We start from the raw sequence: 25,797 nt of genomic DNA on the forward strand, positions 1-25,797 counted from the left end.
TACCGTTGAGACATGGAGCCGGTACTGGTCACCGGTGCCGCCGGGGGGCGCGATGGATCCACCGGACGGCACCTCACCGCACAACTGCTCGGCCGCGGCATCCCGGTGCGCGCCCTCGTCCACCGCGACGATGAACGCGCCCACCTGCTGCGCGCCCTCGGCGCCCAGGTCGTGGCCGGCGATCTGCGCGATCTGGCGTTCGTGCGCACCGCCATGGACGGTGTGCGCGGCGCGTACTTCACCTATCCGGTCATCGACGGACTCCTCGACGCGGCAGGCGCATTCGCCGTCGCCGCCCGCGAAGCCGAGGTCCCGCGCGTCGTCGCCGTGTCCCAACTCGCCGCCGGGCCCCAGGCGCTGACCCCGCGCATGCGCCAGCACTGGGTCGCCGAACAGATCCTGGACTGGGCCGATATCGGCGCGATCCACTTGCGTGCCGCCGTCTTCCACGAAAACCTCGCCCGCATCGCCGATACGGGTGGCGGCGAGGGGCTGAGCCTGCCGATGGGACCCGAGACCACCGAACTACCGCTGGTCGCGGCCTCCGATGTCGCTCGCGTCGCCGCCGGGCTGCTGTGCGACCCAAGCCTGGACGTCGACCCGGTGCTGCTGCTCACCGGGGATGTCGTGACCATCGGTTCCGCCGCCCGCGCCCTGGGCCGCACCTATCACGACACCGACCCGGCCGCCTGGCACCGCTGGGCGCTCGAGTTCTACGGCACCCCGCACGCCGCCGAACACCTGAGCAAGCTGTGGGAGATCTTCCGCCTGCTCGGCGAAGGCAAAGGCCTCTACCAGGTGACCCCGTCGATCGAGAAATATGGCGGCCACCCGCCGATCACCTTGTCCGACTTCGCCATCCACCGGCCCGCCCCACACTGACCCTCACGCGGGCGGCACCTCGGCCAGGCCCGCGTACACCGCCTTGCCCTCGGCGCGTGCCTGCGCGACCATGCGATCCGCGCCCTCGGACGGGCCGCCGATACGCAACACCGCATCACAGCGCGACAGCAGCTGTTCGGCGATGGGGTGAAAAATCTCGTCGTAGACCCGATCACCGATGCGGGCACTGCCCGCGACCTCCAGCAACGGCAGCGCCAATGCTTCGCCGGTGACCGGAAGATGCCCGGCCCGGAACAGGGTGAGCGCGGTTTCGTTCATGGCCCGCATATTCGCGGCCAACTTGGCCGGATCGTCGCCGGTACCCGAACGGTACGGGCCCGCGACCAGGATCATCTGAGAATTCGACACGGGGACTCCTTCGTAATCGGTTCACGCACAATCGGTTCACGCCGAATGGATGACGACGCCCGCTTCCCGCAGGGCATCGAGGGTGGCCGGTCCGGCCGGATGAATGGACGCCTCCGCGGCGGTGCGGTCGGTGACGAACTCGTGCGCCGCGCCCAGGGAAGCGACCTGGCTGAAGGCACGCACCCCGAGCTTGGTCGCATCGGCGACGGCGATCACGCGCGCCGACTGCGCGATACCGGCCTGCTTCACCGCCGCATCCTCGAGCGAAAATTCCGACCAGCCGTACTCGGCGTGCACGCCGCCGATCGACATGACGAACACATCGAAGGCCAGCGACTCGAGCGCACGCAATGCCACCGGGCCGACCAGCGACTGCTCACCCGGACGAGAACGGCCGCCGCACACCAAAAGATCGATATCCGGTTGGTCGGCCAGGCACACCGCGGTCTGCAAACTCAACGCAGTCACCGTCAACGGCGCGCGGTCGAGCAATGCCCGCGCGACATGCACGGTCGTCGTGCCCGCATCCAGCAGCACCCGCGAACCCGGCGCGATCAACGCCGCGACCGCCGCGCCGAGCCGATCCTTGATCGCGGCCGACCAGCCCGCGCGATCGGCGAAACCGCCTGCCCGCGTGCGAGGGTGCGTGGCGATCGCGCCGCCGTGCACCCGCCGCACCAGCCCGCGCTGCTCCAGGGTGTCCAGATCCCGGCGCACCGTCATCTCCGAAACACCCAGGCGCTGAGCCAATTCCGACACCGACGCCCGCTCCGCGCCCTGCACCAGCCGCAGCGTCACATCCAACCGTTCGGCAGCATCCACCCCATATTTCTAACAGAGTGCTGTTCGAATGAACAGGTATAAGTTCGAATCGGAGTTGGGCGGCTCCACCATTACCCACCGGGTAATGGAAAGCCGCGCTTGATCATTCGTACGATCGGCAGATGGCGACACCCACGGCAGGCGACCTCCTCCGACACTGGCGCACCACCCGACGACTCAGCCAACTCGAACTCGCCGGCCGCGCCGACACCTCCACCCGCCACCTCAGCTTCATCGAAACCGGCCGCGCCACACCCAGCCGCCACATGCTGCTGCACCTGTCCGACGAACTCGACATCCCCCTGCGCGAACGCAACCGCATGCTCCTCGCCGCCGGATACGCCCCCATCTACGGCGAACCCACCCTCGACAACCCCACCATGCAACCCATCCGCGACGCGCTACGCCAAATCCTCACCGGCCTCGAACCCCATCCGGCCCTCGCCATCGACGCCACCTGGACCATGGTCGACGCCAACGCCGGAATCGGCCTGTTCCTCGACGGCATCGACCCCGCCCTGCTCCAACCACCCGTCAACGGCCTGCGCCTCACCCTGCACCCCGACGGCCTCGCGCCACGCATCATCAACCTCCCCGAATGGCGCGGCCACATCTTCGAACGCCTGCAACGCCAAATCGATGTCACCGGCTCACCCGAACTCGTTGCCCTGCTGGCGGAACTACGCGCCTACCCCGGCGGCGAAGAAGCACCCGGCCTGCCCGAACCCGACCAAACCGTCGTCCCCCTGCGCCTGCGCCACGACGGCCACGAACTCGCCTTCCTCAGCGCCACCACCGTCTTCGGCACACCCATGAACATCACCGTCGCCGAACTCGCCATCGAAGCCTTCTTCCCCGCCGACGCCGCCACCGCCACCCTGCTCCGCGACCGCATCGCCATGCCCGCCGACTGAACCTCCTCACCCACCGGCCGAGACCACAACCCCTTCCGACTAGTCGGTCCGCCCAACGGGTTCCATACCGCACAATGAGAACCCATGGACGTGCCCACCCACCTCGCCCACCTCACCGGCGAACCCGTCGCACGCCTACACCCCCTCGGCGCCAGCCACGCCTGGACCCTGCACCGCGCCGAAACCACCGACGGCCGAACCCTTTTCATCAAAGCCCTCCACGACGGCGACACCTCCCAAGCCCTCACCGCCGAAGCCGCCAGCCTCCGCTGGCTCGCCGAAGGCCACCCCCACCTCGTCCCACCCGTCCTCGCCGCCGACCCCCGCATGCTCGTCCTGCCCTGGCAGCCAACCCAATCCGCCACCCCCACCGCCGCCGAACACCTCGGCCGCGACCTCGCCACCCTCCACGCCGCCACTCCCACCACCTACGGCGCACCCTGGACCGGCTACATCGCCACCCTCCCACTCGACAACACCCCCGCTACCGACGACTGGGGCACCTGGTACGCCCACCACCGCCTCGCCCCCTACCTCCCCGCCGCAGCACCCCACCTCGGCCGCGACGGCACCCGCCTGATCGAACGCGTCATCAACCGCATCGACGACCTCGCCGGCCCACCCGAACCACCAGCCCGCATCCACGGCGACCTCTGGTCCGGCAACATCCTCTGGGCCACCGACCACGCCCTGCTCATCGACCCCGCCGCCCACGGCGGCCACCGCGAAACCGACCTCGCCATGCTCGCCCTCTTCGGCACCCCCCACCTCGACCGCATCCTCGCCGCCTACCAAGAGGTCACACCCCTGAGTTCGGGCTGGCGGCAACGCATTCCACTACACCAACTCCACCCCCTGCTGGTGCACGTGGTGTTGTTCGGCGGCTCCTACCGCGGAATGCTCCTCGCCGCAGCGGCATCCGCACTCGCCGCCTAGCTCGAGCCCGAGGAATCAGACGTCGGCACGCGGCTCGCTCGCGCCGGATTGCTCCGCAAGGCGGGCATGCAGACGGTCGCGGACCTGATCGGGGGTGTAGGCGCGACGCTTGCGTTCGGAGCGGACGATGACCACTCCCGTCGCCGCCACGCCCGCCGCACCTGCCAAGCCGAGTACCTTCCACCAGCGCATACGCCTAGGCTAGTCGCCGTGCCACGCGAAGTGATCTCACATGTCGAATTGGACCGAGCCGTGGAGCTCACGCGGACCGGTGACCTGTGGCTGTTCCGCGGACACTCCCACGCCGACCGCGCGATTCGCGGACTCACCAACAGCCCGGTCAACCACGTCGGCATGGCGCTGGTCATCGACGATCTGCCCGCCCTCATCTGGCACGCCGAACTCGGACGGGCACTGCCCGACGTCTGGTCGGGCAACCATCATCGCGGCGCACAGCTACACGACCTGCGGGCCGCGGTCCTGCGGTGGGCCAACGACTACGGGCAGCAGGCCTGGATCCGCCAACTGGATCGACCCGTCACCAAAGACATGGAAGACGCCGCACTGCGCACGGTCGCACGACTCGACGGCATGCCCTTCCCCTCCACCAGCGCCCTCGCGGGACGATGGCTCAAAGGCCGTGTGCCGCTGCCGAAACGAACGAAAGACCCCGAGGCTGAAGCCGGACTCGAGAACGCCTACTGCGCCGAAATCGTCGCCATGACCTACCAGGCCATGGGACTGCTGCCGCAGAAACGGCCCAACTGGTATGACCCGGGCCGGTTTTGGAGCGGCGACAACCTGCGCCTCGCCGACGGCTATCACCTCGGCGGGGAAATCGCGGTCGAGGTGCCCGCGCGCTGACCTGTGACGCCCGGTCCCGCCGCGCAGGATCTCCGGTGTCGCCGAGTAGCTGTGCGCTAGCGTCGGGGGAGTGCAGCTGCAGCGAATCCACCACGTCGCGATCATCGCCTCGGACTACGAGAAATCGAAGGCGTTCTACACGGAGATCCTCGGTCTGAAGGTGATCGCGGAGCACTATCGCGCCGAAAGGCGTTCCTACAAGCTGGATCTCGCCCTGCCCGACGGCGGACAGATCGAGCTGTTCTCCTTCCCGGACCCACCCGCGCGAACCTCCCGGCCCGAGGCGGCCGGACTGCGCCACCTCGCGTTCGTGGTCCCGGACGTGGAAGAGGCCCTGGCCGAGCTGCGGGGTAGGGGAGTGGCGGTGGAAGAGGTGCGAGTCGACGAGTACACGGGGAAGCGGTTCGCGTTCTTCGCCGACCCCGACGATCTGCCGCTCGAGCTGTACGAAGCCTGAGATCGAAGCCTTCCGGTGAGGCTCCGCAATCACGAAAATCAGGAAATGGAAATATGCGTATCTACGCATGTCGGCTCGCTCCGAAAATACTCTGGCGGTCACGACCCGCCACAGCCTCCTGACCACACTCATCACCCTCCAACCTCGAAGAGGGGAGCGGCTATTCGATGCCGCTCGGTCGCTGGGTTGGGGGCTCCCATACGATGGGTCGCATGACCAAAGTGCTCCTGAAGACCTCCGCCGGGGACATCACCCTGGAACTGGACGAGGCCAAGGCACCCAAGACCGTCGCCAACTTCGTCGACTACGTCAAGGCGGGCCACTACACGGACACCGTGTTCCACCGGGTGATCCCGAACTTCATGATCCAGGGCGGCGGCCTGACCGCCGAGATGCAGCAGAAGCCCGCGCCGAACCAGGTCGAGAACGAGGCCAACAATGGCCTGAAGAACGACAAGTACACCGTCGCCATGGCGCGTACCTCGGCCCCGCATTCGGCGAGCGCGCAGTTCTTCATCAACACCAGCAACAACGGCTTCCTGAACTACCCGGGCCAGGACGGCTGGGGTTACGCGGTGTTCGGCAAGGTCACCGACGGCACCGCCGTGGTGGATGCGATCGAGGGCGTGCGCACCGGCAACAAGGCCGGGCACTCGGACGTGCCGGTCGAGCCGATCACCATCTTCTCCGCCGAGCTGGTCTGACCCGTTTCGCAGCGATAGACGTACGGCCCGGAACCGTGGGGTTCCGGGCCGTTGTCGTTGCTGGAGAAGGGATTAGGCGTCGAGGACGCGGACTTCGCGTTTGACCACCGGGGGCAGTACCGACCACGGGAAGTTGATCCAGCGGTCGGTGCGCTTCCACACGTATTCGCAGTCCACCTCGGAGTGTGGCTTCTGGTAGATGACCGCGCAGCGGACCTCGGCGACGTGGGCGGAGCAGAAGTCGCGCACCAGCTTGAGGGTCTTGCCGGTGTCGGCGACGTCGTCGGCGACCAGGACGGTCGCGCCGGTGAGGTCGACGGCGTTGGGGACGGGCGGCAGCATGACCGGCAGATCGAGACGCTGGTCCACGCCGGTGTAGAACTCGACGTTCATGACGTGGAGGTTCTTCACGTCGAGGGCGTAGCCGAGGGCTCCCGCCACGAAGAGTCCGCCGCGGGCGATCGACAGGATGAGGTCGGGTTCGAATCCGTCGTCGGCGATCTCCTGGGCCAGATCGCGGCTGGCGTCACCGAATAGCTCCCAGCTCAGTTCCTCGCGATCGCTCATGCTGCTCTCCGTTCTGCCGCTGCCGTGGTGTCGAGAATCCTACGGATGGTGGGTGAGCGTGTACCAGAGCAGGGCCAGGGTGCCGAGCGCGAACAGCGGCACCAGCACCATGGTCTCGATCTTGTTGCCGGTGCGGTCGATGATCGGGATGCGGGTGCGGATCTTCAACGGCCACAACAGGCGACAGCCGCGGTCGGTGAGGCAGTCGCCGATGAGGTGGGCGAGTGCGCCGAGTCCGACGGAGAAGGGCAGCCAGGTGGGTTTGTCGCTGATCCAGTGGTCGATGGCGAAGGTGCCGCAGACGGCCAGTATGACGACGGTGCCCCAGGATTTGACGCCCTCGCCGTTGGGTGCGAGGCCGAGGGCCTTGACCGCGAGGGCGAGCAGGAAGAACACCAGCGAGAGCGTGAAGTAGCGGCCGAGCAGGTGTTCCCCGGCCCAGGTGCCGTAGGTGACGGCGGCGACGAAGGCGAAGCTGTGGGTGCCGTGGCGGTGCCCGCCGGAGATCCACGAGATGAACTTGCACGCGTAGTGCGAGATCGGGCCCAGCACATGGGAAATGGTGCCCGAGGGGTGGTCGGCGTCGGGCAGGAGCGCGGCGCCCGCGGTGAGGAAGGTGCCCATCACCAGATCCACGGAGCCGATGGCCCCGGATTGCACTGCGGGATAGGTCAAGACGGTGAACGGTAGCGCCGCCGCTGCCGCCGACCAGGCGAGCGCGCCGCTGGTCGCATGTGAATGTCCTAGCACCGCTTGAAGGTTAGCGGATCTGACTGACAGGGTTTTCAGGTGAAGTGGTGGGTGAGCGGCCTTGCCGGGCAGTGGATTCCGGCCGGTCGGTCGCCGACGGCGTGAATTATGTATTGGCGCAGGTGAATTCGGCTCGCGAGTGTGTTCCATATCGCTTTCCGGGTGCCCCTGTGCGGCCGCTCGCGCCTCTGAAATATGGTCGAATTCGATAGCGCTTTCCGGTTCAGAGAGGAACGGACATGTCGGTAGCGTCCGCGGTGAAGGATCAGATCCAGCAGATCGGTGGGGGATTCATGTTCTCCCGGGAGGCGCGAGCCTTCGCCGACAGCACCGGTGTGCCAGGGTTCCTGCCGGGCTACACGCGCGGACGCGGTGGCGTCCTGGGTGAGGTGGACGCCGATGTGGTGGCCTCGGCCTTCGGTTTCTTTCGCCCCGAAACGGTGCGACAGGCGTGGGAGGCGACCGCGTCGACTCCGGCCGAGGCGGCGGCGCTGGGCTATCTGAAGGTCTGCCAGGATTTCGGTCGGCGCAAGCTGGCCGGTTTCGAGGACGCGGGTCGGCTGGCCGAGCTGTTGGAGCCGGTGGTGGCGGCCGCGAATCCGATTGGCGCGCCGCTGTTCGCGGGGTGGCGGGCGTTGCCGCGGGCCGCGGATGCGCCCGGGTTGGTGCTGCAGCTGATTCAGATTCTGCGGGAGCTGCGCGGCGGCCTGCATCTGGTCGGAGTCCTGGGTAGCGGGCTGACCCCGTTGCAGGCGGTGCTGATCGCGGGTTCGCCGCTCGAGTCCGGCCCCGACCACGCGCGCAGCTTCGGATGGCCCGAACCGTACGAGGAAATCACCGCGGAGCTGAAAGGCCGCTGGATGCAGGCGGAGTCGATCACCGACGACCTGATCGCCCCGGCGTTCGCGGTGCTCGACGACAAGGAGGGCGAGGAGCTGGTGACACTGCTCGACGCCTGCCAGGCGGCGGTGTTCGGCAGCCGGTGAGCCGGTGTCCCCGGGTGGGTGGCTCGCCCACCCGGGAATCCTGTTCAGCGGTGCAGGAATTCGAGGGTGACGCGTTCGAAGGCCTCTTTGGCCTCGTACATAACCCAGTGCCCGCACTTGGGGAAGACGTGGAGTTCGGCGTTGGGGATCTGACGCAGGGGGATGAGCGCCATGTCGGTGGGGCATTGGCGGTCGTCGGCTCCCCAGGTCAGCAGCACCGGGCTCTTGATCTTGTGGAGCATGGACCAGTACGGCGGGGTGGGTGAGTTCTCCAGGAACTGCTGTTGCAGCGCAAGCGCTTCGGACCCATACATGGCCTTCAGGCTGGCCTGGGCGGCCGGGTCGGAGGCCGCCTGCCAGCGTTCCTCGACGATCTCGTCGGTGATCATCTTGGGGTCGTAGATCATGCAGCGCAGCCAGCGGTGCAGGCCCTCGCGGGTGGGGTTGTCGGCGAACTCCGACAGCAGCCGGGTGCCTTCGCTGGGGTTGGGCGCGAGCAGGCTGTGGCCGACGCCGCCGATGGCGATGATCTTCTCGACGCGCTGTGGGTGGGCGATCGCGACGTTGAGGGCGACGACGCCGCCCATCGAGTTGCCGAGCAGGGCGGCGGAATCGAGGTCGAGGGCGTCCATGAAGCGGATGACCGCGTCGACGGCGGTGAGGACCGGATGTCCGGGGACCGGGTCGCTGACGCCGAAGCCGGGGAATTCCAGGATGTAGCAGTGGAAGTGGTCGGCGTAGTAGCCGAGGTTGCTGCGGAAGTTGCGCCAGCCGTTCACGCCGATTCCGGAGCCGTGCAGCAGAATCAGGGGTGGGCCGTCGCCGGCCTCGTGATAGCGCAGGACGCCCTTGTCGGTGGCGATTTCGCGTCGGGTGTTCTCGTAGGTGACATCCACAGCATCCAACATAGAACAGGTTGCAGAAATGCTGCTTTCCGATGGTGGGTTGGCCACCGAGCTCGAGGCGCGCGGGCACGACCTGTCGGACGGGTTGTGGTCGGCGCGACTGCTTTTGGATGCGCCGGAGGAGATTCGGGCGGTGCATGCCGCTTACTTTCGGGCGGGTGCGGTGATCGCGACGACGGCCAGTTATCAGGCCTCGTTCGAGGGGTTCGCGGCGCGCGGGATCGACCGGGAACAGGGGGTGCGGCTGCTGCGGCGCAGTGTCGAGCTGGCGCGGCAGGCGCGGGCGGAGTTCGAGGACGGGTGTGAGCGTTGGGTGGCCGCGTCGGTCGGTCCCTACGGTGCGGCGCTGGCCGACGGGTCGGAATATCGTGGCCGCTACGGGCTTTCGATCGCGGAGTTGAAGCGCTGGCATCTGCCGCGGCTCGAGGTGCTGGCCGCGGCGGGCGCGGATGTGCTGGCGCTGGAGACGATTCCGGATCTCGACGAGGCCGAGGCATTGGCGGGACTGCTCGACGGCAGCGGTGTGCCCGCGTGGCTGAGCTACACGATCGAGGGCTCGCGTACCCGGGCCGGGCAGCCGCTGCGGGACGCCTTCGCCATTGCCGCCGAAATCCCCGAGATCGTGGCGGTGGGCGTGAACTGCTGTGCTCCCCGCGATGTCACGGCCGCGATCGGCCTCGCGCGGGAGATGACCGGCAAGCCGGTGATCGTGTACCCGAACAGCGGGGAGGAGTGGGATGCCGTGCGCCGTCGCTGGGCGGGGGAGTCTCGGTTCTCCGCGTCCCTCGTAGGGGAGTGGGTCGAGGCGGGTGCGGCCATCGTCGGTGGCTGCTGTCGCACGAGTCCGGCCGATATCGCGCGGCTGGCCGCCGTCGTGGCGGGATAGCCGCGCGAGGATCGCCCGGTCGATCCACTGATTAATATTCACATGCAGACATGCGCATGTATCTAAGTTATTCTCGCGTGTATGGACACCAAGGCGAACAACCAAGGCACCGACGGGCATGGCCACGGCCTGCTGGGTCCACGCGCGGAGATGGCCTTCGCGATCGGTTCCGGCATCACCTACACCGCGGGCATGGTGACGAAGAATCTGCTCGACACCCCGGGGTGGGTGCCGACCGCGCTGTTCCTGGCGACCTACGTGCTGGGTGGCTTCTTCACCATCCGGTCGGCGGTGGACACGATCCGGCGCGGCCGCTTCGAGGTGGATTTCCTGATGTTGGTCGCGGCGGCCGGTGCGGCGGCGGTCGGCAAGTGGGCCGAGGGCTCGGTGCTGTTGTTCCTGTTCAGCCTCGGGCACGCGCTCGAGGAGTACGCGATGAGTCGCGCGCGGCGGTCGATCGAGGCGCTCGGTGAGCTCGCGCCGCGCACGGCGCTGGTGCGGCGTGGCCCGGATCGGGTCGACGAGATCGATGTCGAGGCGCTGCGGGTGGGCGATACCGTTGTGGTGCTGCCGAATTCGCGGTTGAGTGCCGACGGGATCGTGGTCGCGGGCTCGAGTGCGATCGACGAGTCGTCGGTGACGGGGGAGAGCATGCCGGTGGAGAAGCAGCCGCAGGATCGGGTGTTCGCGGGAACGCTGAATGGTTCGGGTGCGCTCGAGGTGGTGGTGACCAGTCGCGCCGAGGATTCGACGCTGGCGCGGGTGATCGCCATGGTGCGTGATGCCGATACCCAGAAGTCGCCGACGCAGCGATTCATCGACCGGTTCCAGCGGGTGTATGTCCCGGCGGTGATCGCGGGTGTGTTCGCGGTGATCGGGTTCGGGGTGTTGGCGTTGTCGGAGCCGTTCTCCGACAGCTTCTATCGCGGCATGGTGGTGTTGGTGGCCGCGAGCCCGTGCGCGTTGGCGATCGCGACGCCGAGTGCGGTGCTGGCCGGTGTCGCGCGGGCCGCGCAGGCCGGTGTGCTGGCCAAGGGCGGCGGGCCGTTGGAGTCGTTGGGTCGGGTGCGGTCGATCGCGTTCGACAAGACGGGCACGCTCACCTGGGGTCGGCCGCGGGTGACCGATGTCGAGCCGGTACGGCCGGAGTTGCGGGAGCAGCTGGTGACCACGGTGGTGGCGGTGGAGTCCTACAGTGATCATCCGCTGGCTGCGGCGATCACCCGGGATCTGGCGTTGGAGGTGCCCGCCGAGGTGGAAAGCGCTGCCAGCCAGGTGAATTCGGTGACCGGTCGCGGTGTCACGGCACTGGTGGACGGTCGGGCGACCGAGATCGGCAATCTGACCATGTTCGAGGAGCTGGATCCCGACGGTGTGCCTGCCGAGATCGCGGCGATCGTCGAGCGTTTGCACGAGGGTGGGTCGCACCACGATGATCGTGCGCCACGGCGGGGTCTATCTGGGTGTGGTCGGCGTGATGGATACTCCGCGTGCGGAGGCGGGCCCGGTGATCGAGCAGCTCCGTGGTTTGGGTGTCGCCGACATGGTCGTCATCTCCGGCGACAATCAGCGGGTGGCCGACGCGGTCGCCGACGGTCTGGGCCTGGATGCCGCGCACGGTGGTCTGCTGCCCGAGGACAAGGTGTCGATGATTGCGCGGTTGAACGCGCGCGGCGGTACCGCGATGGTCGGTGATGGCGTGAACGACGCACCCGCGATGGTGAATTCGTCGGTCGGCATCGCGATGGGCGCGAGCGGCTCGGCGGTGGCGTTGGAGACCGCGGACGTGGCGTTGATGTCCGACGACATCGGGCGGTTGCCGTTCGCGGTGGCGTTGAGCCGTCGTGCGGCGACGATCATTCGCCAGAATCTGGCGGTCGCGTTGATCATCGTGGCGGGTCTGGTGCCCGCGACCCTGATCGGTTTGCCGATCGGTCCGGCGGTGTTCATCCACGAGGGTTCGACGCTGTTGGTGGTGGCGAACGCGTTGCGGCTGCTGCGGTTTCGCCGGGGTGGCGAGCATGCGGGCATCGCGCACGAGTCTCGCCCGATGTGAGGGTTCCGCGATCGGTGGCATCATCGGGTGAGCGGTGTCGGAAGGGGAGCGGGATGGTGGCGGCGAGTCGAATTCAGCGGCTGCGCAGTCTGATCGAGCATCCGCGTACGGGGGCTGCCGAGCGTGCGGCGGCGCAGCGCATGTTGGACCGGATTGTCGCGACCTCGGTGCGGCCGGTGGGTGACCGTAGCTACGGGGACCGGTATCAGCGGGTGGGTCGGCATGCGGGTCTGTCGCGGATCGCGGACATGATCCGCGAGGACATCGCGTTGGCGCGGGTGTTCGCCGAGGCGGTGGTGGCAGGAGAGTTGGCTACCCGCAACGCGGTTCGGGACGCGCCCGCGAGCCTGACCTACACCGTGGACACGCCGTTCGATGCCGGTATTCGCATCACGGTGGCGGGGGTGCCGCGGGCGTGGGGTTGGGATGAGATCGGCGTCGAGTCCGAGGCGCTGCGGCAGCTGCGGTCCGAGCTCACCGACATCATGAACGCCTACAACCGTGACGGCACCGACATCGGCCAGCGTTTCCATGGTCGCGTCGAGGTGCGTGCGGCAGGGGAGTAGCCGTAACCGTTCGAGGTCGCGAATGTTTCTGCCGCGCAGCACGTCCGTAAACGGGCGATGCCCCCGGACCGCTGAGGTCCGGGGGCATCGTTCGAGCGGTTTTACGCGCCGGTCAGGTCGAAGCGGTCGAGCTCCATGACCTTGGTCCAGGCCGCGACGAAGTCCTTGACGAACTTCTCCTTGGAGTCGTCCTCGGCGTACACCTCGGCCAGGGCTCGCAGCTGCGAGTTGGAGCCGAACACCAGGTCGACGCGGGAGGCGGTCCACTTGGGTGCGCCGGTGGTGCGGTCGGTGCCCTGGTAGGCGCTGTTGTCGCTGTCGACCGGGGCCCACTTGGTGGACATGTCGAGCAGGTTCACGAAGAAGTCGGTGCTGAGCACACCGGGCTTGTCGGTGAACACGCCCTGCTGCGAGCCCTGGTAGTTGGCGCCGAGCACGCGCAGGCCGCCGACGAGGACGGTCATTTCCGGGGCGGACAGGGTCAGCAGGTTGGCCTTGTCGAGCAGCAGGTACTCGGCCGGGATGCTGGCGCCCTTGCCGACGTAGTTGCGGAAGCCGTCGGCCGCGGTCTCGAGGGCCGCGAAGGACTCGACGTCGGTCTGGTCCTGGGTGGCGTCGGCGCGGCCGGGGTGGAACGGCACCTCGATGTCGAAACCGGCTGCCTTGGCGGCCTTTTCGACACCGGCGTTACCGGCCAGCACGACCACGTCGGCGAAGGACACCGGCTTGGCGAACCCGGTCTGGATGCCTTCCAGGACGCGGATGACCTGGGCGAGCTCGTCGGGCTCGTTGACCTCCCAGCCGGCCTGCGGCTGCAGGCGGATGCGGCCGCCGTTGACGCCACCGCGCATGTCCGAGCCGCGGTAGGAGGAGGCTGCCGCCCACGCGGTCTTCACCAGCTGCGCCACGGTCAGACCCGAGTCGAGGATCTGGGCCTTGAGGGCCTTGGCGTCGGCGTCGGTGATGAGCTCGTGGTCCACGGCCGGGATCGGGTCCTGCCACAGCAGGGTCTCGGCGGGGACCTCGGGGCCGAGGTAGCGGACCTTGGGGCCCATGTCGCGGTGGGTGAGCTTGTACCAGGCCTTGGCGAAGGCGGCGGAGAGCTCTTCGGGGTGCTCGAGCCAGCGGCGGGTGATCTGCTCGTAGATCGGGTCCACGCGCATCGACAGGTCGGTGGTGAGCATGGTGGGCAGCTTGGCCGGGCCGTCGAAGGCGTCGGGGATGATCGCCTCGGCGTTCTTGGCGACCCACTGGTGGGCGCCGGCGGGGGACTTGGACAGTTCCCACTCGTAGCCGTAGAGGGTTTCGAGGAAGCTGTTGTCCCACTTGGTGGGGGTGGGGGTCCAGGTGACCTCGAGGCCGGAGGTGATGGCGTCCTTGCCGACGCCGGTGCCGAAGGTCGAGTGCCAGCCCAGGCCCTGCTCCTCGAGCGGGGCGGCTTCGGGCTCGGGGCCGACATTGTCGGCCGGGCCCGCGCCGTGGGTCTTGCCGAAGGTGTGGCCGCCGACGATGAGCGCGGCGGTCTCCTCGTCGTTCATGGCCATGCGGGCGAAGGTCTCGCGGATGTCGATCGCGGCCAGCGCCGGGTCCGGGTTGGCGTTGGGGCCTTCGGGGTTGACGTAGATCAGACCCATCTGGACCGCGGCCAGCGGGTTCTCGAGGTCGCGCTTGCCGGTGTAGCGGGCATCGCCGAGCCACTCGGTCTCGGGGCCCCAGTAGACGTCCTCTTCGGGCTCCCACTGGTCGACGCGGCCGCCGCCGAAGCCGAAGGTGTCGAAGCCCATGTCCTCGAGGGCGACGTTGCCGGCGTAGACGATGAGATCGGCCCACGACAGCTTCTTGCCGTACTTCTTCTTGACCGGCCACAGCAGGCGGCGGGCCTTGTCGAGGGAGGCATTGTCGGGCCAGGAGTTCAGGGGCGCGAAGCGCTGCATGCCGGCGCCGGCGCCGCCGCGGCCGTCCTGGACGCGGTAGGTGCCCGCGGCGTGCCAGGCCATGCGGATGAAGAACGGGCCGTAGTGGCCGAAGTCGGCGGGCCACCAGTCCTGGGAGGTGTGCATGACCTCGATGATGTCGGCCTTGACGGCGGCCAGGTCCAGGGTCTTGAACTCGGCGCGGTAGTCGTAACCGGCGTCCATCGGGTTGGCGACGTCGGGGTTCTTCTGCAGGATCTTCAGGTTGAGCTGGTTGGGCCACCACTGCCGGTTGGCGTTGCCGCCCTCGACCGGCGCGGTCATCTTGTCGTGGATGACGGGGCAGCCACCGGCGGCGGATTCGGTGTTGGCTTCACCGATGGGCGGGTGTTCAGGCACGGTGTGTCGTCCTTCCATGTGGGTGCGATCTGGTTGTCGACCACGAGTGTGGCCGCTACTTCTGTTGTGTGGCAGCGGGTTTCGAGTTTTCGGGGGTTTTCGAGCATTCGGGGCACAGGCCCCAGTAGACGACCTCGGCCTCGTCGAGTGCGAAGCCGTGGTTGTCGGAGGCGGTGAGGCAGGGTGCGTCGCCGACGGCGCAGTCGACGTCGGCGATGACGCCGCAGGAGCGGCACACCACGTGGTGGTGGTTGTCTCCGACGCGGGTCTCATACAGGGCCACCGATCCCATGGGCTGGATTCTGCGCAGCAGTCCGGCGCTGGTCAGGGCGCGCAGGACGTCGTAGACGGCCTGGTGGGAGACGCCGCCGAGGTGTTGGCGGACGTGGCCGAGGATGGTGTCGGTGTCGGAGTGGGGATGGTCGTGCACCGCGGTCAGCACCGCGAGCCGCGGCGCCGTCACACGCAAAGCGGCCCCGCGCAACATGCGTTCGAAATCGGTGGGCGTGGGCACAACCCACACTCTGCCCGTTTTTCTGGAATGAATCAAGTCTTGGCTCGATTCTGTGCGCGTCCTCGCGGCGTTCACGAGAACGATCGCAGCGTGGTTCACCGGGGCGGGACGCCAGGGGAGCGGCCGGACCCGAGCGGCCCCGACTTTTCGGGGCACCCGAGCAGGCTAACGGGCGCTCGAGGGGTTCGATGTGTTGTTTGCGTACGAAACGGTTGCAGTACCGAACTTCGAGGGGATCTCATGCGGATCAAGTCACTGGTCATCGCCGCGGCCGCGGCGGGGGTCGCCATCTGTGTGAGCGGATGCGACCCGACCACCACGGCGGGACCCGCCTCCACCACCCAGGTCAGTCAACCCGCGCAAAACACTCAACCCGGGCAGGGGCAGCCGGGGCAGACGACCCAGCCCGGCGCGTCGAGCCCCGGCGGCATCGACCACGACGGCGACAACGCCGGAGCCCCCGTCACCACACCCGGCCAAACCACACCACCCAAATGCGTCACCGGCCAAATCACCCTCGACAAAGGCCACGGCGGACCCGTCGGCGGGGACTGGTTCCTGAAATTCATCAACTCCAGCTCCAAAACCTGTGTGATCCAAGGCTTCCCGGGCGTATCCCAAACCAACGGCCCCACCGGCGACCCGGTCGGCGAACCCGCCGAACGCGACCAAGGCGCCGACGCACCCAAACCCACCCCGGTCGTCCTGACCCCCGGCGCGGCCGCGCAATTCGAATTCATCACCTACCCCAAACAGGTCAACAACTGCGACGCGCTGCGCACCAACACCCTGCGCGTCTACCCACCCGACAACACCGAATCGATGTGGCTGCCCTGGGACAGCCTGATCTGCCCCGGCCCGCAACGCATGCTCATCGTCCGAGCCGTCACCCCCGTCTCCTGAACACGACAGGGGAGTAGCCGACCCGCCCCGGCCCGGCCCCGCGCACACGCCGTGATTGCACTGCCGCACACCGCATTCGGCGGTAGTCTGCACACGGCGGCGACAGCCGGGTAGGGGTTCGATCAAACGGGGTTTCGGCATGAACAGTCCGGCGTTCACCATTGTTTGCGACACGCACGGCCACGAGCAGTATCTGCGCGAGGCCATCGACTCGGTGGTGGGGCAAACCGACACCGACTGGGAGTTGATCGTCGTCGACAACGGCCGCTCCGACGAGGTCGCCCGCATCGTCGACACCTACGCCGACGATCAGCGAATCCGCCTGCTGCGCACCGAATACGAGGGCATGGCCGCCGCGGTCAACACCGCCATCACCCACGCCACCGGCGAGATCTACACCGTCGTGCACGGCAACCACAAACTCCTGCCCGACTTCTGCGCCCACACCTACGCCGCCCTGCAGGCCGCACCCGAGGCCGACGTCATCGCCGTGGACGCCTATCGCTTCGACGACCACGGTGCCATCGTCACCCCCAGCTACCGCCGCGAAGGCGGGGTGGAGGTCGAACCCGGCGTCGACCACCGCATCACCCTGGAAGAATTCGTCAACGGCTCGGTCATCTACTACTCGGCCGCCATCCGCGCCCGCGCCTGGCACAAGGGGGAGGGCTACCCCGCCGACCTGCCCGTCGTCGAAGAATTCGTCCTCTCCGCCCGCATGATGACCGCCGGCTGCGACATCCGCGTCCTGCCCGAACTCCTCGCCGCCTGCCGCCTCGTCGACGACCCCGCCAAATTCGCCGTCTACGAAGACAACATGCAACGCGCCCTCACCGACCTCGCCGCCGCCACGGGGGACCCGGCCGTCCGCGCCGCCGTCGACCACAAACTCCGCGAAACCCGATTCCACCAAGCCATGGGCCGAGCCCGAAAAGCCCTCTCCGAATCCGACACCCACACCGCCCGCACCCAAGTCCGCCTGGCCCTCCAACAACGCCGCGCCCTGCGCCCGGCCGTCGTCTACGCCGCCTTGACCATCGCGCCGGGGAGTCTGCGGTTGGCTCAACAACTGAAGCGTCGCCTGCGGGGATAACCGCAGGGGGACCACCACCTCAGCTCTACTTGACATAGTGTTGATTATCGGCGCGGTTACAAGATCAAGATGATCTTGAAATGGCTTGCGGTGCATGTGTGTTCGTGTGCGTTGTCGATCGGCGGCGGTATGGACTTGGCGGCCGACGCTCGCGCTGTGCCGCACTGGTCGGTTTGGCGCACGGCGGCTCGCTGACTCCGCTCAGGAAACTTTCTGGCGCACTGGCTGTTTGGTGGAAAATTTCCTGAGCGGCGTGGATTGTCGAGTGTGGGTTGGATATTGGGTTCAGTGGGGTTCGGTCATCCGCTCCCCCCTGCTGGGCTTGCCCGGGTTAATACGTCACAGTGACGTAATGGGGTGGGCTGGCTGGGTGGTGGAAGTTGTTGCTGTCGGGCCGGATTCGGCGATTTCGTGGCCGTCGAGCAGTATCCCCGGCTCCTGTGGGTGGGTCAGCCGCACGAACCGGGCGGGGGTGGTGTGGTGGTTGTTGGGGCGTCGGTGACGGTGACGGTGATGGATTGTTTGGTGCTGCCTTGGGAGGCGGTCAGGGTGTGGGAGCCTGACTTGGTGGGGGTCCAGGTGGTGGTGGCCTTGCCTTTGAGGGTGTCGGGGGTGACGCCGCCGGCGGGGCCGAGGTTTTGGCCGTTGTCGTCGAAGAAGACCGAGAGGCCGATGGTGGAGCCGCTGACCGTGGCGGTGAGGGTGTAGGTCTTGTTGGTTTGCAGGGTCTGGTCCGAGACGGACAGGGAGACGACGTCGGCGGAGGACGGTGCGGCCAGGGCGACCGTGGCGGCCGCTACGGCCAGACCGATGCCGAGTCGCCTGCCGGTGCCGAGGCGGCGACTGTGCGGGGTGCTCATGGAAATGCTCCTAGAATTGGTCGGTCGCGATGATTTTTTCGATATTGCGTTCGGCGAGTGCGGTAATGGTGACGAACGGGTTCACGCCGACGCTGCCGGGAATCAGGGAGCCGTCGGTGACGTAGAGGCCCGGATATCCTTTGAGTCGCCCGTAATTGTCGGTGGACTGGTTGAGCAGGCAGCCGCCGAGCGGATGGTAGGTGAAGAAGTCGCCCCATATTCTGTTGTCGCCGAACAGGTCATAGCGGTAGATCGTCCCCGCGCTGGCGTTGATCTTGTCGAAGACGGCTTTCGCTCCGTCGATCGAGGGCTGGGACATGTCGGCTGTCCAATTCAGGTCGACTCCCCCGCTGCTCGAGTTGAACGTGAAATTGGCTCGGTTCGGGTTTTTGGTGATGGCGAGGTAGAGGTTGGCGAAGGTTTCGATGCCGGCGGGGAACGGGGTTATCTCGGCGAAGACCGAATTGGTGTCCCAGGCGTCGATGCCCATGCAGGGCACGGTGGATTGGCTGGTTCCGGTGGCGTCCCAGCCGGCGCGGCCCACCATCACGTTGCCGTTGTTTCCCCAGCCGGTGCCGACCGTGCAGTCCAGATGCGGCAGCTTGTTCTGGCTGCGCATCGCGACCAGCAGTTTGCTGGTGCCGACGCTGCCCGCGGCGAAGAACACCTTGTCGGCGGTGACGGTCTTGGTGGCGAGCACCTTGCCGTTGACGTCGGACTGGGTGATGGTGACGGTGTAGCCGCTGCCGTTGGCCGGGGTGACCGAGGTGACGGTGTGCAGGGGTGAGATCGACAGGTTGCCGGTCGCCGCGGCGGCGGCCAGATAGGTTTTGTCGACCGATTTCTTGCCGTAGTCGTTGCCGTAGAGCAGCTGTCCGCCCAGCGCTGAGGTCGGGACGCTGCCCGCGTCTTCCTGTTTCATGTAGTTGAAGTCGTAGACGTTGTCGACGAAGACGGTGTTGAAGCCGGCCTTTTTCGCCACGTCGCTGCTGACGCGCGCGTACTGGTACCACTTGGTGGTGTTGAACCAGGCTTGGTCGATGCTGTTGACCTGCAGGCCGGCCTTGGCGCGCGGGTAGTACTTGGAGTACATCTCGCCCATGTCGACCGAGGGCAGGATGGTTTGCAGGTAGGACTGTTTGGGGACGACGGCCATGCCGCCGTTGACCAGTGAGCCGCCGCCGACGCCGCGGCCCTGATAGACGCGCATGGCGGCGAAGTCCTCGGCGTCGAGGATGCCCGCGTCGCTGGGAATGCTCTTGTCGATGGGGAAGCCCAGGACATTGCTGATCGGTTGTTCGGTCTTGGTTTTGAACCAGTAGGAGCGCCCGTCCGGATTCAGGAGGGTGGGGTGGATCTTTCCGTCGGAGCCGGGGGTGACCCAGTTCTGGCCCTTCTCCACCATCGCGACCTGCTTGCCCGCCTGAGTGAGCCGTAGCGCGGTGACCGCTCCGCCGTAGCCGGAGCCGATGATCAGGTTCGGTACGTGGTCGCCGTCGCTGATCTGGTTCGGTGCCGCCGAGGCCTTGGCGGTCAGCTGGGCCGGGAGCAGTGCCATGGCCCCCGCTGCGCCCGCGGCCAGTCCTGCGGCCGCCAGAAATCCTCGCCGTGACATGGACGAGGCGAATGCTGTGGTGCGCGGCTTGCCTTGCATAGAAATACCTTCCGAGTGAAGGCCGATGAATCGGGGCCTTCGTGTGCCGCGCACAATATCAATTGAAACGAACACATTTCAGCTATGTGAAGAAATTCCTGTCACGAAAATCCCGCCACTGACATGGGGAATCAATTCACTGACACGCCGTCCCATTTCACCGAGAATGCCGATGCCGGAATTCACCCGGCGACATTCCCGTCTCCTCCTGGAACGCGCGATAGAACTGCCGCTCGCTGCCGAAACCGCAGCCCGCCGCAATAGACGAGATCGTGGCCGAGCGGGTCAGCAGCAGCTTGCGCGCGTGCGCCAGGCGCAGCCGCCGCAAGGCCGACACCACACCGCCATCGGCTTCGGTGGCGCGATACAGGGTGCTGCGCGAGATCGAGCAGGCCGCCGCGATGTGATCAACGGTCAGCCCCGGGTCGGCGAAGTGCTGACGCAGATACTCGAGCACTCGTTCGCGCGCCTGGGCCATGGCGGGCGCCTGCGGCGGGCGTTCACCGGCGATCAGCGACACGACCGAGGCGAGCAGGTCCACGGTGTGGGTCGCCATCGCGGTGCGGTCGGCCGCGTAGTCATCGGGCAGGGCGGCCACGGCCCGGCAATAACCGGCCGCGATCGCGGCCGCACCGACCCTCGGCAACGCCAGCGGCTGCGCCAACAGCCCGGCAAAACACGCCTCCCCGAGTTCGCTGCGCGCCAACAGCATCGACCACGGAACCTGGACGATAGCGGTGGCACAGTAGCTCTCGATCCGGAAGATCATCGGCCGGTCGGTGGAGATCAGCGTGAAGCAGCCCGCGGTCAACGACATCTCGCGCCGGTCCTCGGTGACCACCAGCGCCGAGCCCGCGGTGGGTGCGATGGCCACCACGTAACGATCGTCGGTGCGCGCGACATGGTGGGCGGTGCGACTGGCCTGCATACCGCCGCCGCGGCCGGTCCCGATCCGCAGGCCGCCGACCGAGACCACCGAGGAGAAACTCCCCGAAAACGATCGCCCGGCCAGCGGCTGCACGGCGATCGGCACGACATCGGTACTGAGCAATGTCTCCCACAACCGCAATGACGTTGCGCTGGAATGGTTCTGGCCGCTGGGCATGGGTGCGCCGCCTGTTTTCGTTCACACCCGCCCGCCGGTTCGGCCGAAGTCGCTGCCGTCGGGCGGGATTCGCTGTTTCAGAGCCAATTGGTGGTCGTCGACGTGGTGGTCGTCGTCGTGGTCTCGGTGGTTGTGGTGGTTCCCGTGCACGTGCTGGTCACGGTGCCCGAGGCGGTCGTGGTGCAGGTGCCGGTGAAGGTTTCGGTTTTCGAGTCGGTGGTGGTCTCGGTCGAGGTTTGGCTCGAGCTGCCGGTGGGGACGATCTGGCCCGGGCTGGGCGGGGTGACCGGAGCCACCGGTGCGACCGGCGGTACCGGGGCGACCGGCGGTACCGGCAGCAGCGGAATCGGGTTGTCGGCCACGGCGATCGGCGCGGTCCACGACAGCGCGGCCAGGCCCAGGCCGCACAGGCCGCTCACGACGGCGACCCGGATACCGGGGACGCGGACACCACGGACAGCTGCGGGCAAGGCTTCCTCCTGTGTCGAACGGGGTTGCGGACCGCCGACAACGCTAATCGACTCTCGTGTGCTCGCCCCGGATTAGCGCCCGCCCGGCGCGCACGCCGCCCACACACGGTCAGCGGATGGTGCCCACCCCCGGGATCAGCGGCAGATCCAGCGCGGTGACCCAGCCCGGCGGCAGCGCGTTGACCGCGGGCACCGCGTTGAGGGCGCGCATGCCGGTGGCCAGACAGCCCGCCACGGCCGGGGTGCGGCCCGAGCCGTCGGTGAAACGGAACGAGGTTTCCTGCGAGATGGACGGGCTGCCCACGATATCGACGCGGTAGACGTCGTCTTTCGTGCCCGCGGGCCAGTCGGGGGCGGCGTCGAGGCCGATGCGGTTGACGTGTTCGAGGGTGATGACCTCGCGGCCTTTGTAGACGCCGTTGATGGTGAAACGGATGGCGGCCACGGTGCCCGCTTTGACGATGCCCTTGGCCGAGGGGCGATCTTCGGGGGTGACCCATTTGTCCCAGGTGGTGGTGATGTCGTCGAGTTCGATACCGGCGGCGGCCGCGATCATGGGAACCGTTGCGCCCCACGCCATGACGAGCATGTCGGGGTGTTCGAGCAGGGCGGTGAATTCGGGTGGGTGGCCGATGCCCATCTCGAATTCGTAGTCGCCTTCGTAGTCGGTGTAGTCGAGCAGCTCCGATGCGCGCACCGACGCGACTTCGCCGCACAGGCCCATGAGGGTTATGGGGAACAGGTCGTTGGCGAAGCCGGGATCGATGCCGGTGGTGAAGCAGGAGGCTCCCCCGGCCGCGCAGGCCTCGGTGATGGGGTCGCGCCACGGGGCGGGCAGTTTGTCGGTGTGCGGCCACACCCACGGGGTCATGGCCGTGGAGCACACGTCGATGCCCGCGCGCAGGAACGCGCCGATGACGCGCATGTTCTCCTCGGCGAAGGTGGCGGTGGGCCCGTAGTGCACGAGGGCGTCGGGCCGCAACGCGATGAGCTCGTCGACCGAATCGGTGGCCGCCACACCGGTTTTGTCGGCCCCGCACAGGTCTCCGGCGTCACGGCCGACCTTGTCCGGATTGCTGACGCCGACACCGACGAGGTCGAAGCCGGGGTGGCGCAGGATTTCGGCGAGCACCATGGAGCCGACGACGCCGGTCCCCCACAGCACGATGCGTTTTGTCACGGGTGTCTCCTGGGTTTATCGGTGGAACTCGCCGCAGTCGACGGTGAGCATTTGTCCGGTGACGGCGGTGGCGAGGTCGCTGGCCAAAAACAGGGCCGCGCGCGCGACTTCTTCGGGGTCGGCCAGGCGGCCCAGGTCGGTGGGTGCGGCCTTCTGCCGGTAGATGTCGCCGTGGCCGACCCCGGATTGGGTTGCCAGCCAATCGAAGTAGGCCTTGTTGATGTCCTCGTAGACATAAGAGGGGGCCACGGAGTTGACGCGGATGCCGCGCGGGCCCAGCTCGGTCGCCAGCGAGGAGGCCAGGTGTTGCAGGGCGCCCTTGGACAGTTTGTAGCCGGAGTATTCGGGTTGGGAGCTGTAGGACACGCACGAGTTGAGCATGATGATCGAGCCGCGGGTGGCGGCCAGGGCGTCGGCGAACAGGGCCGAGAGTCGCAGGGGCGCGAACACATTGGTTTCGTTGGCCACCCGCAGCGCCTCGAGGTCGATCTGGCTGATCGGGTGCATGGGTGGGATGGCGAAGGCGTTGTTGATCAGACAGTCGACGCGGCCGGTGGCGGCCAGGGTCTGCTCGGCCAAAGCCTGTCGTTGGGTTTCGTCGGTGATGTCGGCGCGCACGACGTGGGCGGTGGCGCCGAGTGCGCTCACCTCGTCGGCGTATTCGCGCAGTCGTTTCTCGGTGCGTCCGGCCAGCACCAGGGTCGCGCCCATGCGGGCGGCCTCGACGGTGAGCGAATGGCCCAGGCCCGGGCCGACTCCGGAGATGACGATCACCTTGCCGCGCAGCAGCGGGACCGGTGTGTAGGGGTGCGCGGGGGTGGGGTGGGCTGACACGACTCCTCCTCGAGTCCTCAGCAGTTACAGAATGTAACGACTTTGATGTGACAGACTGTAACGACTCCCGACGGCAGCGACAAGAATGGATTTCGTGACCACACGCCACCGGCTGGGCCCGCACCGCGACCCCGCGGTGGACGCCGCGGTCCTGCACGCCGCCCGCGCCCTGCTCGTCGAACAGGGTTATGCCGCAACCTCGATCGACGCCATCGCCGCCCGCGCCGGGGTCAGCCGCCCCGCCATCTACCGCCGCTGGCCCTCCAAAGCCCACCTCATCGCCCAGGCCGTGTTCCCGGATGTGGGTTCGGCGGTGGTGGCCCCGGACCTGCTGGCCGAGGTGCGCAAGGTGATCCGCGGCACCATCCAGCTGTTCGGGTCGGCCGAGACCCGCGCGGCCATGCCGGGTCTGATGGCCGAGATGCGCCAGGACTCGGGCCTGTACGAGAAACTGTCCGCGCGTCTGGACACCCCGACCCGCGAGGAGTTGCGCGACTATCTGCCCGGGCGGGCCTCGCGGCCGGGCCTGGACCCCAACACGGTGCTGGACACCATCGCCGGTGCCGCGTTGTTCGCCATGTGCATCCGCGACATCGACGATCTGGACGGTTTCGCGGCCTCGCTGGAAGACCTGCTCCTCTACGGCATCCTCGGGCAGCGGCCCACCGAATAGCGCCCGTTCAGATTTTCGCGATCCCGACCCCGAGCATGAGGGCCAGCGAGTCGAACAGCGGCCAGAACTCGACGATCTTGCCGTCCTCGACGCGCATGATCCCGGTCTCGGCCAACTCGATGGTGTTGCCGGTCGGCGGCGCGGACTGGAACTCACCGGAATGCGTGCCGCGCCATCGCATGCGCGCCACCACCCGATCCCCCTCGGCGATGATGTCCTCGAGGGTGTGCACCGAGCCCGGGAAGCCCTGGGCGAAGGCGTGATTGACGGCCTTGAAGCCATCGCGGTCGACGTGGGTGCCGTCGGGCATGTGCACCACGAGAGTTTCGGCGAGCACCTCGTCGAGAGCCGAACCCTGCAGGGTGCCCGCGGAAATGGCGTCGGTGGTCGAATAGAAGGTACGCACAACGGTTTTCGGATCAACGCTCATGGGCCGACCATAACTCCGCCGCGGTCGCGCCGCCGGGAGTTCGCCCCGCTCCCCCGGCGATTCGCCGCTCCCCCAGAATGATTCGTCACAGTGACGTAAACCGTGGTTGGCGCGCACATGCCGACGAACTGGACTAGGGTGGTTGCCGACCTTTTCCAGGGAGGGGAAACACACCCGCATGAGCATTCCGCCGCAGCACGCCTACACCCCGCCACCGGGCTGGCCACCCCCGCCCGGATACCCCGCCACCGCAACCACTCCCGGATCTCCGGCCCGCCCCGCGAGCGCACCACGATCGGCGATCGTGATCGTCACCGGCATCGCGCTGATCCTCGCCGCGGTCACCACCGGCGTCCACATCGCCTGGGCCACCACCCATTACACGCTGTCGAGCGCGCTGCCGGTGCTCGAAGTACTGGCCGGGCTGGCCGCCGCGATCGTCTGCTTCGCCACCAAGGGCGGCACCGCGCGCCCGGCCGCGGGCGTCGCGGCGGGACTGCTGCTGGTACCCAATCTGAGCTTCCTGCTGCTGTATCTGCAGCACACCCGCTACGCACCGGACCTGGGCTCCGTCGGCAACTGGCTGACCATCCCCGCCACCCTCGCCGCGCTGGTCGCCATCATCGGCGTGCTCGTCCCGGTCGCCCCGGCCACCGGCCCGACCACCCCGGCGATGCCCGGCGGCAGGGCGCAACCGACATCGGCTGTGCCGCACCAGAATCCGGTGCAGCAGTACGCGCCGTTCCCGCAGCAGGCCGCGCCGGCACCGCAGCACAATGTGTCCACCCCGCATCAGCTCGCCGCCCAGCCGGGCACCCCGGCCCCGCAGCAATGGCAGCCCGCGGCCTACTCTGACGCCCCGGGATTTCCCGCCGCCCCCACCGCGGACCCGACGGTGATCGCCTCCGCACCACCCAGGTGGCAGCCCCCGGCCCCGACCGCGGGTGCGCCGGGCCAGGGCACGCCTGCCGGATACCAGTCCACCCCGGGCTATCCCGCCACCAACGACCCCTCCACACCCCAGCATCGTTCCGGCACGCACGCCCAGCCACCGCAGTAGGCCGACCGCGCGCAACTCGGCCGCCACAGTCGAGGAGGACCTGCG

Annotated in this window: 29 protein-coding genes and 1 pseudogene; 15 read left to right on the plus strand and 15 right to left on the minus strand. The window is 67.7% G+C overall.

The window, feature by feature from the left end; genetic code table 11:
- Positions 1–12: 12 nt before the first annotated feature.
- A complete protein-coding gene (locus VMT65_RS24735) occupies positions 13–882 on the plus strand; it encodes an NmrA family NAD(P)-binding protein (protein WP_326310776.1) in 870 nt (289 codons plus the stop codon).
- Positions 883–885: 3 nt separating this feature from the next.
- Here the strand turns inward: VMT65_RS24735 and VMT65_RS24740 are convergent, their stop codons facing one another.
- On the minus strand, positions 886–1,251 hold the full coding sequence (locus tag VMT65_RS24740; RefSeq protein WP_326310777.1) for a hypothetical protein: 366 nt from the start codon (positions 1,249–1,251) through the stop codon (positions 886–888).
- A gap of 36 nt (positions 1,252–1,287) precedes the next feature.
- Positions 1,288–2,073, minus strand: coding sequence for a DeoR/GlpR family DNA-binding transcription regulator (locus tag VMT65_RS24745; RefSeq protein ID WP_326310778.1), 786 nt, complete (start codon positions 2,071–2,073; stop codon positions 1,288–1,290).
- Positions 2,074–2,195: 122 nt separating this feature from the next.
- Between VMT65_RS24745 and VMT65_RS24750 the strand changes: the two genes are divergently transcribed.
- Complete coding sequence (locus VMT65_RS24750; protein WP_326310779.1) at positions 2,196–2,987, plus strand: helix-turn-helix domain-containing protein; 792 nt, start codon at positions 2,196–2,198, stop codon at positions 2,985–2,987.
- Between the two features lie 84 nt (positions 2,988–3,071).
- Positions 3,072–3,923 (plus strand): fructosamine kinase family protein, encoded by an 852-nt coding sequence (locus tag VMT65_RS24755; RefSeq protein WP_326310780.1) that lies wholly within the window; start codon positions 3,072–3,074, stop codon positions 3,921–3,923.
- 15 nt (positions 3,924–3,938) lie between these two features.
- On the opposite strand, the gene VMT65_RS24760 is transcribed toward VMT65_RS24755, so the two are convergent.
- Positions 3,939–4,115 (minus strand): hypothetical protein, encoded by a 177-nt coding sequence (locus tag VMT65_RS24760; protein ID WP_326310781.1) that lies wholly within the window; start codon positions 4,113–4,115, stop codon positions 3,939–3,941.
- 18 nt (positions 4,116–4,133) lie between these two features.
- Here VMT65_RS24760 and VMT65_RS24765 point away from each other — a divergent pair, with 18 nt between their 5' ends.
- From VMT65_RS24765 to VMT65_RS24775, 3 genes are all read left to right on the plus strand, one after another.
- Positions 4,134–4,787, plus strand: coding sequence for a hypothetical protein (locus VMT65_RS24765; protein WP_326310782.1), 654 nt, complete (start codon positions 4,134–4,136; stop codon positions 4,785–4,787).
- 70 nt (positions 4,788–4,857) lie between these two features.
- Complete coding sequence (gloA2, locus tag VMT65_RS24770) at positions 4,858–5,244, plus strand: SMU1112c/YaeR family gloxylase I-like metalloprotein (RefSeq protein ID WP_326310783.1); 387 nt, start codon at positions 4,858–4,860, stop codon at positions 5,242–5,244.
- A 212-nt stretch (positions 5,245–5,456) separates the two neighbouring features.
- Positions 5,457–5,948, plus strand: coding sequence for a peptidylprolyl isomerase (locus VMT65_RS24775; RefSeq protein WP_326310784.1), 492 nt, complete (start codon positions 5,457–5,459; stop codon positions 5,946–5,948).
- 72 nt (positions 5,949–6,020) lie between these two features.
- Here VMT65_RS24775 and VMT65_RS24780 read toward each other — a convergent pair whose 3' ends face one another.
- The gene (locus VMT65_RS24780) at positions 6,021–6,515 is read right to left on the minus strand and encodes a phosphoribosyltransferase (RefSeq protein ID WP_326310785.1); all 495 of its coding nucleotides are present in this window, start codon (positions 6,513–6,515) and stop codon (positions 6,021–6,023) included.
- Between the two features lie 39 nt (positions 6,516–6,554).
- Positions 6,555–7,265 (minus strand): metal-dependent hydrolase, encoded by a 711-nt coding sequence (locus VMT65_RS24785; protein WP_326310786.1) that lies wholly within the window; start codon positions 7,263–7,265, stop codon positions 6,555–6,557.
- A 239-nt stretch (positions 7,266–7,504) separates the two neighbouring features.
- Here VMT65_RS24785 and VMT65_RS24790 point away from each other — a divergent pair, with 239 nt between their 5' ends.
- Positions 7,505–8,251, plus strand: coding sequence for an SCO6745 family protein (locus VMT65_RS24790; protein WP_326310787.1), 747 nt, complete (start codon positions 7,505–7,507; stop codon positions 8,249–8,251).
- A 44-nt stretch (positions 8,252–8,295) separates the two neighbouring features.
- On the opposite strand, the gene VMT65_RS24795 is transcribed toward VMT65_RS24790, so the two are convergent.
- Complete coding sequence (locus VMT65_RS24795) at positions 8,296–9,147, minus strand: alpha/beta fold hydrolase (protein WP_326310788.1); 852 nt, start codon at positions 9,145–9,147, stop codon at positions 8,296–8,298.
- 10 nt (positions 9,148–9,157) lie between these two features.
- Between VMT65_RS24795 and mmuM the strand changes: the two genes are divergently transcribed.
- The 4 genes and pseudogenes from mmuM (at position 9,158) to VMT65_RS24815 (ending at position 12,664) form a co-directional block, all read left to right on the plus strand.
- Entirely contained in the window at positions 9,158–10,042 is an 885-nt protein-coding gene (mmuM, locus tag VMT65_RS24800; protein WP_326311193.1) for a homocysteine S-methyltransferase, read from the plus strand.
- Positions 10,043–10,375: 333 nt separating this feature from the next.
- A pseudogene (locus VMT65_RS24805) lies at positions 10,376–11,365 on the plus strand (heavy metal translocating P-type ATPase); the annotation flags it as partial.
- A gap of 109 nt (positions 11,366–11,474) precedes the next feature.
- The gene (locus VMT65_RS24810; RefSeq protein ID WP_326310789.1) at positions 11,475–12,098 is read left to right on the plus strand and encodes an HAD-IC family P-type ATPase; all 624 of its coding nucleotides are present in this window, start codon (positions 11,475–11,477) and stop codon (positions 12,096–12,098) included.
- Positions 12,099–12,151: 53 nt separating this feature from the next.
- On the plus strand, positions 12,152–12,664 hold the full coding sequence (locus VMT65_RS24815) for a hypothetical protein (protein WP_326310790.1): 513 nt from the start codon (positions 12,152–12,154) through the stop codon (positions 12,662–12,664).
- Positions 12,665–12,765: 101 nt separating this feature from the next.
- Here VMT65_RS24815 and katG read toward each other — a convergent pair whose 3' ends face one another.
- Both katG and VMT65_RS24825 read right to left on the minus strand, forming a co-directional pair.
- A complete protein-coding gene (katG, locus tag VMT65_RS24820) occupies positions 12,766–14,994 on the minus strand; it encodes a catalase/peroxidase HPI (protein WP_326310791.1) in 2,229 nt (742 codons plus the stop codon).
- A gap of 37 nt (positions 14,995–15,031) precedes the next feature.
- Positions 15,032–15,463, minus strand: a complete 432-nt coding sequence (locus tag VMT65_RS24825; protein ID WP_442790306.1) for a Fur family transcriptional regulator — start codon at positions 15,461–15,463, stop codon at positions 15,032–15,034.
- A gap of 267 nt (positions 15,464–15,730) precedes the next feature.
- Between VMT65_RS24825 and VMT65_RS24830 the strand changes: the two genes are divergently transcribed.
- Together VMT65_RS24830 and VMT65_RS24835 are read left to right on the plus strand one after the other, a co-directional pair.
- Positions 15,731–16,393: a DUF4232 domain-containing protein gene (locus VMT65_RS24830; RefSeq protein WP_326310793.1), complete on the plus strand. Its 663-nt coding sequence runs from the start codon at positions 15,731–15,733 to the stop codon at positions 16,391–16,393.
- 139 nt (positions 16,394–16,532) lie between these two features.
- Entirely contained in the window at positions 16,533–17,486 is a 954-nt protein-coding gene (locus tag VMT65_RS24835; protein ID WP_326310794.1) for a glycosyltransferase family A protein, read from the plus strand.
- A gap of 449 nt (positions 17,487–17,935) precedes the next feature.
- Here the strand turns inward: VMT65_RS24835 and VMT65_RS24840 are convergent, their stop codons facing one another.
- The 6 genes from VMT65_RS24840 to VMT65_RS24865 all read right to left on the minus strand — a co-directional run bounded on the left by VMT65_RS24840 (position 17,936) and on the right by VMT65_RS24865 (position 23,589).
- The gene (locus VMT65_RS24840; RefSeq protein WP_326310795.1) at positions 17,936–18,346 is read right to left on the minus strand and encodes a hypothetical protein; all 411 of its coding nucleotides are present in this window, start codon (positions 18,344–18,346) and stop codon (positions 17,936–17,938) included.
- Positions 18,347–18,356: 10 nt separating this feature from the next.
- A complete protein-coding gene (locus VMT65_RS24845; RefSeq protein ID WP_326310796.1) occupies positions 18,357–20,000 on the minus strand; it encodes a GMC family oxidoreductase N-terminal domain-containing protein in 1,644 nt (547 codons plus the stop codon).
- Positions 20,001–20,157: 157 nt separating this feature from the next.
- A complete protein-coding gene (locus VMT65_RS24850) occupies positions 20,158–21,105 on the minus strand; it encodes a helix-turn-helix transcriptional regulator (protein ID WP_326310797.1) in 948 nt (315 codons plus the stop codon).
- Between the two features lie 77 nt (positions 21,106–21,182).
- The gene (locus VMT65_RS24855) at positions 21,183–21,575 is read right to left on the minus strand and encodes a hypothetical protein (RefSeq protein WP_326310798.1); all 393 of its coding nucleotides are present in this window, start codon (positions 21,573–21,575) and stop codon (positions 21,183–21,185) included.
- A 109-nt stretch (positions 21,576–21,684) separates the two neighbouring features.
- On the minus strand, positions 21,685–22,755 hold the full coding sequence (locus VMT65_RS24860; RefSeq protein WP_326310799.1) for an NAD(P)H-dependent amine dehydrogenase family protein: 1,071 nt from the start codon (positions 22,753–22,755) through the stop codon (positions 21,685–21,687).
- A 15-nt stretch (positions 22,756–22,770) separates the two neighbouring features.
- Positions 22,771–23,589 (minus strand): SDR family oxidoreductase, encoded by an 819-nt coding sequence (locus VMT65_RS24865; protein ID WP_326310800.1) that lies wholly within the window; start codon positions 23,587–23,589, stop codon positions 22,771–22,773.
- 94 nt (positions 23,590–23,683) lie between these two features.
- Between VMT65_RS24865 and VMT65_RS24870 the strand changes: the two genes are divergently transcribed.
- Complete coding sequence (locus VMT65_RS24870) at positions 23,684–24,262, plus strand: TetR/AcrR family transcriptional regulator (RefSeq protein ID WP_326310801.1); 579 nt, start codon at positions 23,684–23,686, stop codon at positions 24,260–24,262.
- A gap of 7 nt (positions 24,263–24,269) precedes the next feature.
- Here the strand turns inward: VMT65_RS24870 and VMT65_RS24875 are convergent, their stop codons facing one another.
- On the minus strand, positions 24,270–24,692 hold the full coding sequence (locus tag VMT65_RS24875) for an ester cyclase (RefSeq protein ID WP_326310802.1): 423 nt from the start codon (positions 24,690–24,692) through the stop codon (positions 24,270–24,272).
- A gap of 178 nt (positions 24,693–24,870) precedes the next feature.
- Here VMT65_RS24875 and VMT65_RS24880 point away from each other — a divergent pair, with 178 nt between their 5' ends.
- Positions 24,871–25,752 (plus strand): hypothetical protein, encoded by an 882-nt coding sequence (locus VMT65_RS24880; RefSeq protein WP_326310803.1) that lies wholly within the window; start codon positions 24,871–24,873, stop codon positions 25,750–25,752.
- Positions 25,753–25,797 lie beyond the last annotated feature (45 nt).

Origin of the sequence: Nocardia sp. CDC153, from assembly GCF_035818515.1 — a bacterium.
In the GTDB taxonomy this organism is placed as follows: domain Bacteria; phylum Actinomycetota; class Actinomycetes; order Mycobacteriales; family Mycobacteriaceae; genus Nocardia.